At 65.6% G+C, this 14343-nt stretch carries 11 protein-coding genes; 7 read left to right on the top strand and 4 right to left on the bottom strand.

Annotation, left to right across the window (positions count from 1 at the left end; genetic code table 11):
* Nucleotides 1–16: 16 nt before the first annotated feature.
* From D779_RS16975 to D779_RS16965, 3 genes are all read right to left on the bottom strand, one after another.
* Nucleotides 17–1033, bottom strand: a complete 1017-nt coding sequence (locus D779_RS16975) for a TerC/Alx family metal homeostasis membrane protein (RefSeq protein WP_043756331.1) — start codon at nt 1031–1033, stop codon at nt 17–19.
* A gap of 148 nt (nt 1034–1181) precedes the next feature.
* Complete coding sequence (locus D779_RS16970; RefSeq protein ID WP_043756363.1) at nt 1182–1715, bottom strand: HD domain-containing protein; 534 nt, start codon at nt 1713–1715, stop codon at nt 1182–1184.
* A gap of 41 nt (nt 1716–1756) precedes the next feature.
* Entirely contained in the window at nt 1757–2713 is a 957-nt protein-coding gene (locus D779_RS16965) for a CHAD domain-containing protein (protein ID WP_043756330.1), read from the bottom strand.
* Nucleotides 2714–2888: 175 nt separating this feature from the next.
* On the opposite strand from D779_RS16965, the gene tal reads away from it, so the two are divergent.
* The 7 genes from tal to D779_RS16930 all read left to right on the top strand — a co-directional run bounded on the left by tal (nt 2889) and on the right by D779_RS16930 (nt 12319).
* Nucleotides 2889–3860, top strand: coding sequence for a transaldolase (gene tal, locus D779_RS16960; RefSeq protein ID WP_043756329.1), 972 nt, complete (start codon nt 2889–2891; stop codon nt 3858–3860).
* 217 nt (nt 3861–4077) lie between these two features.
* Nucleotides 4078–4908 carry a phosphate/phosphite/phosphonate ABC transporter substrate-binding protein gene (locus D779_RS16955; RefSeq protein ID WP_043756328.1) on the top strand — a complete coding sequence of 277 codons (831 nt, stop codon included), beginning with the start codon at nt 4078–4080 and terminating at the stop codon, nt 4906–4908.
* Between the two features lie 21 nt (nt 4909–4929).
* Nucleotides 4930–6561: a HAMP domain-containing sensor histidine kinase gene (locus D779_RS16950; RefSeq protein WP_043756326.1), complete on the top strand. Its 1632-nt coding sequence runs from the start codon at nt 4930–4932 to the stop codon at nt 6559–6561.
* 108 nt (nt 6562–6669) lie between these two features.
* A complete protein-coding gene (gene rsmA, locus D779_RS16945; RefSeq protein ID WP_043756325.1) occupies nt 6670–7464 on the top strand; it encodes a 16S rRNA (adenine(1518)-N(6)/adenine(1519)-N(6))-dimethyltransferase RsmA in 795 nt (264 codons plus the stop codon).
* A gap of 48 nt (nt 7465–7512) precedes the next feature.
* The gene (lon, locus tag D779_RS16940) at nt 7513–9930 is read left to right on the top strand and encodes an endopeptidase La (RefSeq protein ID WP_043756323.1); all 2418 of its coding nucleotides are present in this window, start codon (nt 7513–7515) and stop codon (nt 9928–9930) included.
* A 104-nt stretch (nt 9931–10034) separates the two neighbouring features.
* The gene (locus D779_RS16935) at nt 10035–10529 is read left to right on the top strand and encodes a universal stress protein (protein ID WP_043756361.1); all 495 of its coding nucleotides are present in this window, start codon (nt 10035–10037) and stop codon (nt 10527–10529) included.
* Nucleotides 10526–12319 (top strand): Na/Pi cotransporter family protein, encoded by a 1794-nt coding sequence (locus tag D779_RS16930; RefSeq protein WP_081763567.1) that lies wholly within the window; start codon nt 10526–10528, stop codon nt 12317–12319. Before D779_RS16935 ends, D779_RS16930 begins: the two co-directional genes overlap by 4 nt.
* Nucleotides 12320–12384: 65 nt before the next feature.
* On the opposite strand, the gene D779_RS16925 is transcribed toward D779_RS16930, so the two are convergent.
* A complete protein-coding gene (locus tag D779_RS16925; RefSeq protein ID WP_043756320.1) occupies nt 12385–14166 on the bottom strand; it encodes an ABC transporter transmembrane domain-containing protein in 1782 nt (593 codons plus the stop codon).
* Nucleotides 14167–14343 lie beyond the last annotated feature (177 nt).

Here is a 14343-nt window from a genome sequence, read left to right as displayed (position 1 = left end):
CGGCTCCAATAGCGGTCTACGCCGGCTCTTTCTTCTCCGGAAAGAGGAAGGAGGCGATCACGCCGATGGCGAGCGTCCCCAGCACGATCAGGAGACTGGCGGAGGGGCTGATATGGATCCCGGTATCCCCGATCGCGTGATTCCAGGACTGGACGACCATCTTGGCGGCGATGAAGAAGAGCAGCGCGATGACCGCCTTCTCCAGATGGACTAGATAGCGCGTCAGGGCCGCCAGCACGAAATAGAGACTGCGCAGACCCAGGATGGCGAAGATCATGGCCGCATAGACCAGCAGCGGCTCCTGGGTCACGGCGATGACGGCGGGAACCGAATCGAAGGAGAAGGCCAGGTCGGACGTCTCGATGGCGGCCAGACAGAGGAAGGCCGGGGTCGCGTAGACCAGACCCTTGCGGGTGACCGAATCCTTGACGTCGTCGCCGTCGCCGTTGACCAGAAGCTCGCGGTGCTTGACGAAGAATCGGTCGAAATGGAGCCTGGTGTAGATGGGCATGAGCCTGCCGGTCAGCCGCACGCTCCAGTGGTCCGAATAGTCCTCGATCTCCTCCTCGCCGCCACCGGCCTTGAGCATCTGCACGGCGCTCCAGGCGACCAGGGCGGCGAAGGCGAAGCCGACCCAGGGACTGGCCATGAAGAGGCTGGTGCCAACCAGGACGAAGATGGCGCGGAAGACGAGGGCGCCGATGATGCCCCAGTAGAGGATGCGGTGCTGCAGACCCGAGCGGATGCCGAAGGAGGCGAAGATGGCCATGAAGACCATCAGGTTGTCCACCGAGAGACTCTTCTCGAGCGCGTAACCGGCGAGATAGAGGTCGGCCCATTCCTTGCTGAAGCGCAGCCACAGATAACCGTAGAAGCTCAGGGCGAGCGCCACCCAGAAGATCGACCACTTGGCGGCGTCGGCGACGCTGATCTCCTTGACGTTCTTGTGGGCGAATAGGTCGAGATAGATGGATAGCCCGATGGCTGTCAGGAAGATCAGAATGGCTTCCGTGGGAAACCCGAAATGCTCCATAAATGGCTCCTGAGTGAGCTGGATGACTCAAGTGTGATGGAATGAACGAAGTGGGCTGGAACGACCGAGAAAGCCGCCCCCGGATGCCGGGCAGACGACTTTCGGCGAATCGGCGCTAAAAGACAAGACCGCGGCGCGCTAGGTTCCCTCAAGGCTTGGCCGCATAGGCCGCATCGAAGATGGCCTCCAGACCGGCGTGGGTGCCGCGCAATCGATCCACCACGTCGCGCGCCCAGTCGAAATAGGCGCGCCGACGCTCCAGATCCCAGGTGCTGGGCGGACTATTGACCATGTCCCAGAGGTTGCAGGTCTTGTCGGCCAGCTTGACCAGCCGCGCCGCTTCGCTCAAATCCGCGGCATGCTCGATCTGCAACCGCTTGCGCTCGGCCCTGGGCAGCGACTTGTCGTCGGTGACCTCCATCACGATCGCAGAGATCTCGCGGCCGAAATGTTCGGTCAACTCCTCGGGCATCGTCTCCGTATCCTCGACCGTGTCGTGCAGGAGCGCCGCGCAGAGCACGACCGGATCCGCGACCCGCGCCTCCGTCGACAGCAGACGCATGAGCGCAATGGGATGGTTGATGTAGGGCGAGGCATCCTGGTCCTTGCGCCGCTGATCCCGATGCTTGTGCGCGGCGAAGCTGAGCGCCTCGACCACGCGGTTGAAGTCGATCGTCTCCATGAAGTCTCCCGGGTCGTACATCGTTGGAACCGGTCCGCCGTTCAGCGTCCGGTGGCGAACAGCGCGCGGAAGAACGCCTGGTGGTCCTCTTCCAGATAGAACTCCAAGGCCGATTCGCAAGACTCGCGGGTCTCCTGCTGGCGCGAGAGCAGGTGGCCGATCAGGGCGCCCATGGCCAGCAGCGTCTCGGTCGAGGCCCAGCCCGCGTCGCGCATCCGCCGGGCCGTGTCGGTCAGGAAATGCACCTGAACCGAAAGATCCTGATAGGCGCCCAGATGATCGAGCAGGCGCTTGAGCGACTTGATCAGCCGGCGCGCATCGGCCTGGGGATAGAGCGGGGTGAAGAATTCGATCAGATAACGCAGCTTCTTGCAGCTCTTGCGCAGTTCGTGGAGCTGCTCGGGCGGCGAGGAGGCGCGGATTCCACGTGCCTCGCGCCGTACCCGCTTGGTCAGACGCCAGAGACGCTCGTCGGCCACCGCCCCGATCTCGCGCCCGGCGTTGGGTTCGTCGGGGTCGTCCGGGACCGGTTCGGCGAGAAAGGTGCTCCAGTCCTCGACCAGACCGCGAAATCCGTCGGACGCCAAGGCGGCGACCAGAGCGGCGCGCTCGCTGTCGTAGCGGCTGGCGAGATAGCGGCGCAGCGGCTCGAGGTGCGGACGCAGGGCTGGCGGCAGGCTCGCCGCGTAATCGTCGAAGGCATGCAGATAGACGTCGAGATCGCGGGTCGGGCCCGTCACCTGCTGCAGCCAGGCGAACCGGTACTTGAAATCCGCGGCGATCTCCTCCGAGAATACCCCTTTGATCTGACCCAGCGCCGAGCGGGTGCGGCGCGTCGCCACCCTCAGGTCGTGGAGACACTCCGGATCCCGATTGTCTCGCGCCCCGTCGACATTGGCGATCAGGGTATCGAACAGGTCTCCGAGAATGCGCTTGGCGGCGGCGGCGGCGCGCTCGTCCCGCTCGCGTCCCGGCTGAACGCCATTGGAATCATTCATCTACTGTCCCCTTTATCACGCGGCGAACGACGGCGCATGAGCGCGAAACCGGATCGCGAGCCGCGGGCATCGCACTTCGGTCCGTCGTAACCGTCATACAGATAGGCTATGTTCGGAGTCTGATGCTCGAGCACAGCGGATCCCCCCCATCCCTTCCAACGCGAGGTGCAGACCCATGAGCCGACTGGCGCAACTCAAGAGCATGACCACCGTGGTCGCCGACACCGGCGATTTCGAGGCGATCGCCGACTATCAGCCGCAGGATGCGACCACCAACCCGTCCCTGCTCTACAAAGCCGCCCAGATGCCGCAGTACCGCGAGCTGGTCGAGGATGCCGCACTCTTCGGCCGGGAGCGAGGAGGCGAGAACCGCATCGCCCAGGCACGCTGGACCATGGACAAGCTGGCGGTCAATTTCGGCACCGAGATCCTCAAGATCGTCCCGGGACGGGTCTCGACCGAGATCGACGCCCGTCTCTCCTTCGACACCGAGGCCACGGTGCGCCGCGCCGAGGGACTGGCCGAGCTCTACCAGCAGATCGGCGTCGATCCGAGCGAACGGGTCCTGTTCAAGATCGCCTCGACCTGGGAGGGCATCCGGGCGGCGGCCAGGCTCGAGCGTCAGGGCATCCACTGCAATCTGACCCTCCTGTTCAGCTTCGCCCAGGCGGTGGCCTGTGCCGATGCCGGGGTGACGCTCATCTCGCCCTTCGTGGGACGTATCCTCGACTGGTACAAGCATGCCGAAAACGTCGCCGGCTATCCGGCCGACGAGGATCCGGGCGTCCAGTCCGTGACCCGCATCTTCAACTACTACAAGCGTCATGGCTATGGGACCGTGGTCATGGGCGCCAGCTTCCGCAATCTCGACGAGATCCTCGAGCTCGCCGGCTGCGATTATCTCACCATCGCCCCCGCACTGCTGGGCGAGCTCGCCTCGACCGATGGAGAGGTACCGCGCAAGCTGGATCCGGAGAAGGCGATGACCATGGACATCGCCAAGGTCGATTACGACGAGCCCAGCTTCCGCTGGGAGCTCAACGAGGAGGCCATGGCGACCGAGAAGCTCGCCGAGGGCATCCGGCTGTTCGCGGCCGACACCCGCAAACTGGAGCAATTCACCCACGAGGTCTGCCAGACCTGCTGAGCCAGTCCAGGTACAGGGCCGAGGATGCCGCCTGGGTGGAATTGACCTCGCCCAGGCACTCCCTCCAGACCTGACCCGACACGGCAGGTCACCGCAAGAGCAGGCTGGTCAGCCGGGACGAAGGCTGACATCATCCCCTCCGAATCGCCGGCAAGCTGGACTGGCGCGAGACCGTCCCACATATTCCAGACTCGTGACTCACTCGAGGAGGCATCCGATGAAGCGCTCCATCCGTCTCGTGCTGGCCGCCATCCTGTGTGCGACAGCCGGTCTCGGGGTATCCGCCGAGCCGCTGACCTTCGGCATCGTCCCGCAGCAGTCGGCCAAGACGCTGGCTCAGCGCTGGACACCCATCACCACCTATCTCAGCAAGAAGACCGGGGAACGGATCCGGTTCGCAACCGCGCCAGACATCCCGACCTTCGAGCAACGGGTCCTGGCGGGCGAGTACGACATCGCCTACATGAACCCCTACCACTACACCGTCTTCCATCGGAGGCCCGGTTATGAGGCGATCGCCAAGGAGGCGGACAAGAAGATCAGGGGCATCCTGGTCGTCCGCGAGGATTCCGACCTCGAGACCCTCGCCGACCTCGCCGGACTGAAACTGGCCTTCCCCTCGCCCGCCGCCTTCGCCGCGAGCGTCCTGCCGATGGCCGAGATCAAGCAGCGCGGGATCTCCTTCGAGCCCAGCTACGTCTCCTCGCACGATTCGGTCTACATGGGCGTCGCGCGGGGCTTCTTCGCCGCCGGAGGCGGCATCATGCGCACCTTCGACAATACCGACCCGAGCGTCAGGTCGCAGCTGCGGATCCTCTGGACCACGCGCGGCTATACGCCCCACGCCATCGCAACCCACCCCAGGGTCGGCCCCACCGTCGCGAAGGCGTTGCAGCGGGGGCTCCTGGAGATGAACCGAGATCCGCGCGGACGTGCATTGCTCGAAGGCATCAGCTTCAAGGGCATCGAGGCCGCGCAAGACAGCGACTGGGACGATGTCAGGGCGCTGGACATCGATCTGCTCGACGCGCTGCTCGAACGGCACTAGCCGCACCGCGCTCGGCCGCACATGTCGATTCAGCTCAAGACCATCCTGGGGATCGCCCTGATCGAGGGTGTGCTGCTCATCGTCATCATCCTCACGATGATGGGCTTCATCCGCGAGTCGAACTACGAGGGTCTGCTGAAACGGGCCTCGACCACCGCGACCCTGTTCGCCGCGACGACCAAGGATGCGGTGCTCTCCTACGATTTCGCCTCGCTGGAGTCCTTCGTCGACGAGGTCCTGCACAATCCGGATCTGGTCTATGCCCGCGTGGTCGCGCCCGACGGACAGCCGTTCGCCGAGGCCGGCGACCTGTCCAATCTCGAAGACGGCCGCTTCGTCGCGGACCGTGGCATCGAGCATGTCGACGACGACGTCTTCGATACATCGGCCGACATCGCCGAGGGCGGCGTCATCTTCGGCCGCGTCGAGATCGGTCTGCACATCGGCGGCGTGACCAAGGCCATCCAGGCGGTCACCCGATGGAGCGCCGCGCTGGCCACGATCGAGATGGCGCTGGTGGCGCTCTTCTCCTTGATCCTCGGCAGCTATCTGACCGGCCAGCTCAAGAATTTGCGCGCCGCCGCGCGCAGCGTGGCCGAGGGCGATTTCGACATCGCCATCCCGGTGAAGGGCCGTGACGAGATCGCCGAGGTATCAAGCGCATTCAACCGCATGGCCGCGAACCTCAAGCACACCAACGAGGAGCGGAGCAGATACGAAAGACAGCTCAAGGAGCTGAACCAAACCCTGGAGCAACGGGTCCGCAAGCGGACCGAGGAGCTTCAGTTCAAGAACGACGAGCTCCAGACCGCCTACGAATCATTGAAGGATACCCAGGCCAAGCTGCTGCAGTCCGAGAAGATGGCCACGGTCGGCGTGCTCGCGGCCGGGGTCGCCCACGAGATCAACAACCCCATCGGTTTCATCATGGGCAATCTGGCAACGCTGCGCGAATACGTCGAGATCTACCACAGGATCATCGACGACTACGATGCCTGCTGCCGGGCCGACTCCGAGTCCGAGCGCCTGAGCCGATTGGACGCGCTGCGCCGATGGATGGAAGCCCAAGGCTACGACTTCATTCGCGACGACGTCCCGGGGCTGCTCGAAGACTGCGCGGAAGGCACCGAGCGCGTGCGTGACATCGTGCTGAATCTGAGAGAGTTCTCGCACCCGGCCCAGGCCGAGCTATCCGGACCGATCGACCCCAATCAGTGCGTCGTCTCGACACTCAAGATGCTCAACAACGAGCTCAAGTACAAATGCCGGATCAATACCGATCTCGGGGAACTCCCCGCGATCCAGGCATCGCCCGGACAGCTCAATCAGGTCCTGCTCAACATGCTGGTCAACGCCGGGCACGCCATCGAGGACCAAGGCGAGATCCGGGTGACCACCCGCCGCGAGGGCGACTCGATCCATATCATCATCGAGGACGACGGCAAGGGCATCGCCCCCCAGGCCCTGCCCCGGCTCTTCGATCCCTTCTACACCACCAAGCCGGTCGGCCAGGGAACCGGTCTCGGGCTCGCGATCTCCTATGGCATCATCAAGGATCATGGAGGCGAGATCGCTGTCGACAGCGAACCGGGCAAGGGCACGCGCTTCACGATCCGTCTTCCGATCGGCGCATCCGATCCAGCCGAGTCCTGAGCGGGCCGGGGCAGAGGACGAGAGACACCGCGCGGCCGGCTCACCCCTCGCCGATGAAGACGATGGCGGGGTCTACGCCGACAGGGGCCTTTCGGGTACCCTAGCCCGATGGAACACCAACCCCGCAAGCGCTTCGGCCAGAACTTCCTTCACGACCCCACGGTCATCCAGCGCATCCATGCCGCGATCGGCGCCAGACCCGGCGATCGGCTGGTCGAGATCGGCCCCGGACAGGGCGCCATCACCCAGGGACTCCTGAGCGCGGCCGGCACGCTCGACGTGGTCGAGCTGGACCGCGATCTCATCGAGCCGCTGCGCGCGCGGCTCGGCCCGCTGGGCGATCTGCGCATCCACAACGTCGACGCGCTCAGATTCGCGCTCTGCGATCTGGTCGGAGCGGAAGGCGGACTCAGGGTCGTCGGCAACCTGCCCTACAACATCTCGACACCGCTGCTGTTTCACTTCCTCGATCAGGCGGATTGCATCCGGGATCTCCACCTGATGCTCCAGAAGGAGGTGGTGGACCGCATCGTGGCGGATCCCGGCGACAAGATCTACGGCCGACTCTCGGTGATGGTGCAGAGCGTCTGCAGCGCCAGCAGCCTGTTCCGCATCGGCCCCGGGGCCTTCAATCCAGCCCCCAAGGTCGACTCGGCCTTCCTGCGTCTGCGCCCGCTGAATCCGCGCCCCCATCCGATCGAGGATGCGGCGCTGCACGCCCGCATCGTCGCCGCCGCCTTCGGCCAGCGGCGCAAGACGCTGCGCAACAGTCTATCCAAACTGATCGAACCCGCCACCTTCGCGGCCGCCGACATCGATCCGGGGCTGAGGGCCGAGAACCTCGACGTGGCGAGCTACGCAAGACTGGCGAACGCCGCTTGCAATTCCATGTCGAAGCCGTGAGATTCATGGACCAATAGTCAGATATTTTCCGAGAGAGGCATTGCTGTAATGGTGGAAGAGGAACGGACGGACGAGACCCAGGCAAGCGAAGACCAGGAGCACGAGCAGGAAACGGTGGCGGAGACGACGGTCCAGCTCGCCCGCGCCAACGACGTGCTGCCGACCGAGATCCACCTGCTGCCGGTCGCCGCGCGTCCCTTCTTCCCCGGCCAGGCCGTGCCGCTGATGATGAGCGCCGAGCACTGGGCACCGACCATGAAGGCGGTCGCCGATACCGAACATAAGATCCTCGGGGTGGTGCTGGTCGACAGCGAGACCTCCGAGGAGGCCGACAGTCACAACTTCCGCGGCATCGGCACCGCCTGCCGGGTCCATCGGATCCATCAGCAGGACGGCCATCTGCAGGTTCTGGTCGAATGTCTGCAGCGCTTCCGGCTCACCGGCTGGGTCAACCGCGCCGCCCCCTTCCTCGCACGGGTCGCCTATCTGCCCGAGCCCGAGGGCCCGCCGAGCAGCGAGATCAAGGCCTACGCCGTGGCGGTCATCAACACCATCAAGGAGCTGCTGCCGCTCAACCCCCTCTATGTCGAGGAGCTGCGCATGTTCCTCGACCGCTTCGGCCCGGACGACCCCTCGCACCTGGCCGATTTCGCCGCCAGCCTGACCACCTCCTCCAAGGATCAGCTCCAGGAGGTGCTGGAGATCGTGCCGCTGCTCCAGCGCATGGAGAAGGTGCTGGTGCTGCTCAACAACGAGCTCGAACTCGCCCGCGCCCAGCAGAAGATCCGGCGCACGGTCGAGGAGAAGATGCACAAGCAGCAGCGCGAGTTCTTCCTGCGCGAGCAGCTCAAGGCGATCCAGAAGGAGCTGGGTATCGCCAAGGACGACCGCACCGCCGAGATCGACACCTTCAAGGAACGACTCGAGGGGCTGACCCTGACCGAGCAGGCGCAGAAGCGGGTCGACGAGGAACTGAACAAGATGGGCATGCTGGAGACCGGCTCGCCCGAATACGCGGTCACCCGCAACTATCTGGACTGGATCACGCTGCTGCCCTGGGGCAAGCATTCCAAGGACAAGCTCGACCTCAAGCGCGCGCGCCGCGTGCTCGACCGCGACCATTACGGCCTGGAGGACGTCAAGGCGCGCATCCTGGAGTTCCTCGCGGTCGGCATCCACAAGGGCGAGATCGCCGGATCCATCATCCTGCTGGTCGGCCCGCCCGGCGTCGGCAAGACCTCGATCGGCCGCTCGATCGCCGATACGCTGGGACGGCGCTTCTATCGCTTCTCGGTCGGCGGCATCCGCGACGAGGCCGAGATCAAGGGCCACCGGCGCACCTATATCGGCGCCATGCCGGGCAAGTTCCTCCAGGCCATGCGCGACGCCGGCACCTCGAACCCGGTCATCCTGCTCGACGAGATCGACAAGATCGGCGCCTCCTACCACGGCGACCCGGCCTCCGCACTCCTGGAGGTGCTGGACCCCGAGCAGAACAGCGACTTCCTCGATCATTATCTCGACCTGCGGTTCGATCTCTCGAAGGTCCTCTTCGTCTGCACCGCCAACCAGCTCGACACCATTCCGGGACCGCTTCTGGACCGCATGGAGGTCATCAAGCTCTCCGGTTACATCGCCGAGGAGAAGCTCGAGATCGCCAAGAAGTACCTGCTGCCGCGCCAGATCGAGCGTGCCGGACTGGACAAGAAATCGGTCAAGCTGGACGTCAAGACGCTGCGCGCCCTGATCGAGGGCTATGCGCGCGACGCTGGGGTGCGCCGCCTGGAGAAGCAGCTCGGCAAGATCGTGCGCAAGGTCGCCGTGCGTCTGCTGGAGGACGAGGAGACGCCGATCCGGGTCGAGCGCGACGCCCTCAAGGACTATCTCGGCAGCCCGGTCTTCCGCGACGAGCGCAAGCTCTCGGGACCGGGCGTGGTCACCGGCCTGGCCTGGACCGCCATGGGTGGCGCGACCCTCTCGATCGAGGCGGCCCGCACACACACCTTCAATCGCGGATTCAAGCTGACCGGCAAGCTCGGCGACGTCATGAAGGAATCCGCCGAGATCGCCTACGGCTATCTGGTCAGTCACGCGGAAGCCTTCGATGCCGATCCGGCCTTCTTCGAGAAGTCCTTCATCCATCTGCACGTGCCGGCGGGGGCGACGCCCAAGGACGGACCCTCGGCGGGCATCACCATGGCATCCGCCCTGCTCTCGCTCGCCCGCGACGAACCGGTGCGCCGCATCGCCATGACCGGCGAGATCACCCTCACCGGCGAGGTCTTCCCGGTCGGCGGCATCCGCGAGAAGCTGATCGCCGCACGTCGAGCCGGCATCAAGGAGATCATCCTGCCGGCCGACAACGAGGGCGATTTCGAGGAGGTCCCCGAACACGTCGGCAAGGGATTCGAGGTCCACTTCGCCTCGCGCTTCGAGGACGTGGTGCCGCTGCTGTTCAAGGGCTGAGCGCGAACGCCCGGCCTTCTTCGTCGTCCAATAGGGCTCCTGATGTCGGGAAGGGGTTGTACACTCTCGACATCGGAGAGCATGCCTGGGAGATGGCGACGACGATGACAGACCCGACGGATCCGCGACCGATCCTGGTCCCGGTCGATTTCTCGACCCATTCCGAGGCGGCGCTCCTGTGCGCGGTCGAGCTCTCCAGGTGTTATCGAAGGCCGCTGCTCATCCTGCATGTGGTCCACGACCCGGCCACCATGCCCGGATACTACAGCCGGGCGCTCAAGAAGAAGCAGCTGCACCGCATCGAGGACGGCGCGACCGACATGCTGACCGAGTTCCTGCGCACCCTCGGCAGACACCACCCAGAGCTGAAAGAGCTGAGCGATGCCGAATCGCTGCTGGTCAAGGGGCTGCCCAGCACGCGCATCCTGGAGATCGCCGCCCAGCGATCGGTCGGCATGATCGTCATGGGCAGCAAGGGCCTCACCGGGCTCAAGCATCTCTTCCTCGGCTCGGTGGCCGAGCGCGTGGTGCACCGGGCGCGGATCCCGGTCACCATCGTCAAGTCGCCGCACGCACCCACGGCGGCCTCCCCCAAATGAGATGGAGGACGAGGCCCCCGAACCGCGCCGACCGGTGGAGACCGGCGCTCGGCGCCCTGCTGCTGGGTCTGACGGCAATCGCCGGCGCCGCCGAGGGGCTCTCGGGAACCGACAGCATCGACTGGACCGTCATGGGCATGGGGCTGTTCGGCGGTCTGGCGCTCTTCCTGTCCGGCATGGACCAGATGGCGGCAGCACTCACCGCCGTGGCCGGCGAGCGGATGAAGGACATCCTCGCCAAACTGACCACCAACCGCTTCATGGGGGCCCTGACCGGCGCCTTCGTCACCGCCGTCATCAACTCATCCTCGGTCACCACCGTCCTGGTCGTCGGCTTCATCAGCGCCGGGCTCATGTCGCTCGCCCAGTCGGTCGGGGTCATCATGGGGGCCAACATCGGCTCCACCGTCACGGCCCAGCTCATCGCCTTCCGCATCGACCACGCGGCGTTGCTGATGATCGGCATCGGCTTCGCCCTGCCCTTCGCAACCAGGCGCGAATCCGTCCGCCACTACGGCAACATGCTGATGGGTCTGGGGCTCGTCTTCTTCGGCATGACGGTCATGAGCGACGCCATGGCGCCGCTGCGGACCTATCAGCCCTTCCTCGACTTCATGACGACCCTTGAACAGCCGGCGGTCGGCGTCCTGGTCGCCGCCGTCTTCACCGCGCTCATCCAATCCTCGGCCGCCACCACGGGCATCGCCATCGTCATGGCCAGCCAGGGCTTCGTCACCCTGCCAGCCGGTATCGCCCTCGCCTTCGGGGCCAACATCGGCACCTGCGCCACCGCCATGCTGGCCTCCATCGGCAAGCCGCGCGAGGCGGTGCGGGCCGCGCTGGTGCACGTCTTCTTCAATGTCGCCGGGGTGCTCCTCTGGTTCGGGCTCATCGACCAGCTGGCACACTTCGTCCAGTGGATCTCGCCGTCACGGCCCGAATTGACGGGAACCGCCCGTCTGGCGGCGGAGGTCCCGCGCCAGATCGCCAACGCCCACACCCTGTTCAATCTGGCCAACACGCTCATCTTCATCGGCCTGGCCGGACAGTTCGCACGACTGGCCGAATGGCTGATCCCGGACAAGCCGCTCGGCGAGCAGTCCTTCATCGTCCAGGCAAAATATCTCGACGAGGAACTGCTCACCACCCCGTCGCTCGCCCTCGACCGGGTGCGGCTGGAGATCCTGCACATGGGCGAGAGCGTGCAGACCATGATGACGCGCATCATGCCCGCCATCCTGAACGGCAACCGCCAGACCCTGCGCGAGATCGAGCTGATGGACAACGACGTGGACACGCTGCACGAGCAGATCATCCTCTATCTGGGCAAGATCAGCCGCACCACACTCACGGAACACCAGACGCACGAACTGCTGCGTCTGCTCGACGCGGTCAACGACCTGGAGAACATCGGAGATCTGATCGAGACCGATCTGGTGGAGCGCGGCCGAGCGCGGATCGATGCCGGCGTCTCCATCAGCCCGCCCACCCGCGAGGTCCTGCTCGGACTGCATCGCGCGGTCGGCCGATCGCTCGCGTCCGCCCTGCAGGCGGTCGCCCAGAACAACGAGATCGCGGCCCGAGCCGTCACCTCCATGAAGCAGGAGATCGCCCGGATCGCCGAGTCGGCGGCCGCCCACGAGGCACGCCGACTGGTCGCGGAGGAGCCCAACCGCATCCCCGCCTATACGCTCGAGATCGACATCATCGAGAAGCTCAAGCGCATCTTCTATTTCGCCAAGCGCATGGCCAAGACGGTCGACGAGGAGATGGCCGGCGAGGCGGCTTGAGTCCAACCGCCAGCCGATCGACTCATTGCTCATGCCGCGCGATCCCTGCGTCTTGGCGGCTCACATCATCGAGCGTCCTGGAACTGCAGCGCCGCCAGCCGGGCATAGAGCCCGCCCTGGGACATGAGCTCCTCGTGCCGGCCGGAGGCGAGGATGCGGCCCTGATCCAGGACCAGGATACGGTCGGCGTTGCGCACCGTGGCCAATCGATGGGCGATCACGATGCTGGTGCGTCCGTGCATGAGCCGCTCCAGGGCGTCCTGGACCAGACGCTCGCTCTCGGCGTCGAGCGCGCTGGTCGCCTCGTCGAGCAGCAGCAGCGCGGGATCGCGCAGAATGGTGCGGGCGATGGCGATGCGCTGACGCTCGCCGCCGGACAGCCGCACGCCGCGCTCGCCGAGATAGGTGTCGAAACCCTGAGGCAAACGCTCGATGAAATCGAGCGCGTGGGCCGCCTCGGCGGCACACCGCACCTCGGCGTCGCTCGCCTCCAGGCCGTAGCGGATATTGTCCCAGGCATCGGCGCCGAAGATGACCGGATCCTGGGGGACCAGGGAGATGCGCCGGCGCAGATCGCCTGGGGTCAGCTGGCGGATATCCACCCCGTCGAAGCGGATCGTTCCCAGGGCCGGATCGTAAAAGCGCAGCAGGAGCTGGATGAGCGTGCTCTTACCGGCACCCGATGGCCCGACCAGGGCGACCCGCTCTCCCTGGGCGATGGTCAGAGAGAGATCGTCCAGGGCCGGGATCTCCGGACGCGCCGGATAGACGAAGCGCACCGACTCGAAGACGATCTCGCCGCGCGCCGGTGTCGGCAGGGACAGCGGCTCGGCGGGCGACTCGATCGCCGACCGGACTGCGAGCAGCTCCATCAGACGTTCGCTGGCACCGGCGCCGCGCAGCAGCTGCCCGACCAGATCGCTGAGCGACCCGACCGCACCGGCCACCACGATGGCATAGAAGAGAAAGGCCGAGAGCTCGCCGCCGCTCAAGGTACCGTCCAGCACCCGATGCCCGCCGACCCAGAGCACCAGGCCGATCGCACCGAAGGTGAGCAGGGTCGCGGTGCCGGAGAGGATGGCGCTGTTGGCCGAGCGCTCCATGGCGACGTCGAAGGCCGCCTCCACCTGCCCGGCATAGTGGCGGCGGTCGACCGGCTCGTGACAGCAGGCCTGCACCGTGCGGATGCCGTGGATGACCTCGTCGACATAGGCCCCCACATCCGCGATCCGGTCCTGACTGCTCCGCGACAGCCGGCGCACCCGCCGGCCCAGGATCCAGGCCGGACCGATCACCAATGGCAGCCCCAGGAGCACCAGACCGGTCAGGGCCGGACTGGTCACGGCCAGCATGATGATGCCTCCCAGGATCAGCAGCGAGGTGCGCAGCGCCATGGCCAGCGTCGAGCCCACGACCACCTGCAGCAGGGCCGTGTCGCTGGTCAGACGCGAGATGACCTCGCCAGCCCTGGTGGCCTCGAAGAAGCCGACGTCGAGCACCAGCACCCGCTCGAAAACGGCCTTGCGGATATCGGCGACCACGCGCTCGCCGATCCAGTTGAGCAGATAGCTGCGCGCCATCATGGCGCCGGCGGTGAGCACCACGACGCCGAGGAAGAGGATCAGCGACCGGTTCAATGCCTCGGCCGATCCCGTCCCCAGCCCCGAATCCACGACCACCCGAATCACCTGACCGAATGCCAGCACCGAGCCGGCGGCGATGACGAGCGCGACCAGCGCCAGCAGCATTCGCCTGGCATAGGGACGGGTGAAACGGATCAGATGTCTCAGCGCGCCCAGATTGCGGGTACCTGGGCGGTTGAGATCGGCGGTCGATGATTGGCGCATGACTTCTCTCTGACGAATGCTGAAGGTGGCCCTCGCCGGCGGCGAGGCTGGTTGCCAGACCCCATAGATGCGGCGAGCGCGCGCGAAATGCCAGCCAGAAACGTCCCGAGCCCCGGCGATTGCGGCGCGATGACCGCCAAAGGCCGCGAGGACTATTGAACTGACATCATTCGGAAT

It is taken from the genome of Imhoffiella purpurea, assembly GCF_000585215.1.
Lineage (GTDB): Bacteria > Pseudomonadota > Gammaproteobacteria > Chromatiales > Chromatiaceae > Imhoffiella > Imhoffiella purpurea.
Note: the sequence above shows the minus strand (reverse complement) of the source record. Positions and strands in the feature narration are given on the sequence as shown.

Coding starts and splice junctions, on each gene's coding strand:
- D779_RS16975 (WP_043756331.1), bottom strand. CDS start 1,033: ATGGAGCATTTCGGGTTTCCCACGGAAGCCATTCTGATCTTCCTGACA.
- D779_RS16970 (WP_043756363.1), bottom strand. CDS start 1,715: ATGGAGACGATCGACTTCAACCGCGTGGTCGAGGCGCTCAGCTTCGCC.
- D779_RS16965 (WP_043756330.1), bottom strand. CDS start 2,713: ATGAATGATTCCAATGGCGTTCAGCCGGGACGCGAGCGGGACGAGCGC.
- tal (WP_043756329.1), top strand. CDS start 2,889: ATGAGCCGACTGGCGCAACTCAAGAGCATGACCACCGTGGTCGCCGAC.
- D779_RS16955 (WP_043756328.1), top strand. CDS start 4,078: ATGAAGCGCTCCATCCGTCTCGTGCTGGCCGCCATCCTGTGTGCGACA.
- D779_RS16950 (WP_043756326.1), top strand. CDS start 4,930: ATGTCGATTCAGCTCAAGACCATCCTGGGGATCGCCCTGATCGAGGGT.
- rsmA (WP_043756325.1), top strand. CDS start 6,670: ATGGAACACCAACCCCGCAAGCGCTTCGGCCAGAACTTCCTTCACGAC.
- lon (WP_043756323.1), top strand. CDS start 7,513: ATGGTGGAAGAGGAACGGACGGACGAGACCCAGGCAAGCGAAGACCAG.
- D779_RS16935 (WP_043756361.1), top strand. CDS start 10,035: ATGACAGACCCGACGGATCCGCGACCGATCCTGGTCCCGGTCGATTTC.
- D779_RS16930 (WP_081763567.1), top strand. CDS start 10,526: ATGAGATGGAGGACGAGGCCCCCGAACCGCGCCGACCGGTGGAGACCG.
- D779_RS16925 (WP_043756320.1), bottom strand. CDS start 14,166: ATGCGCCAATCATCGACCGCCGATCTCAACCGCCCAGGTACCCGCAAT.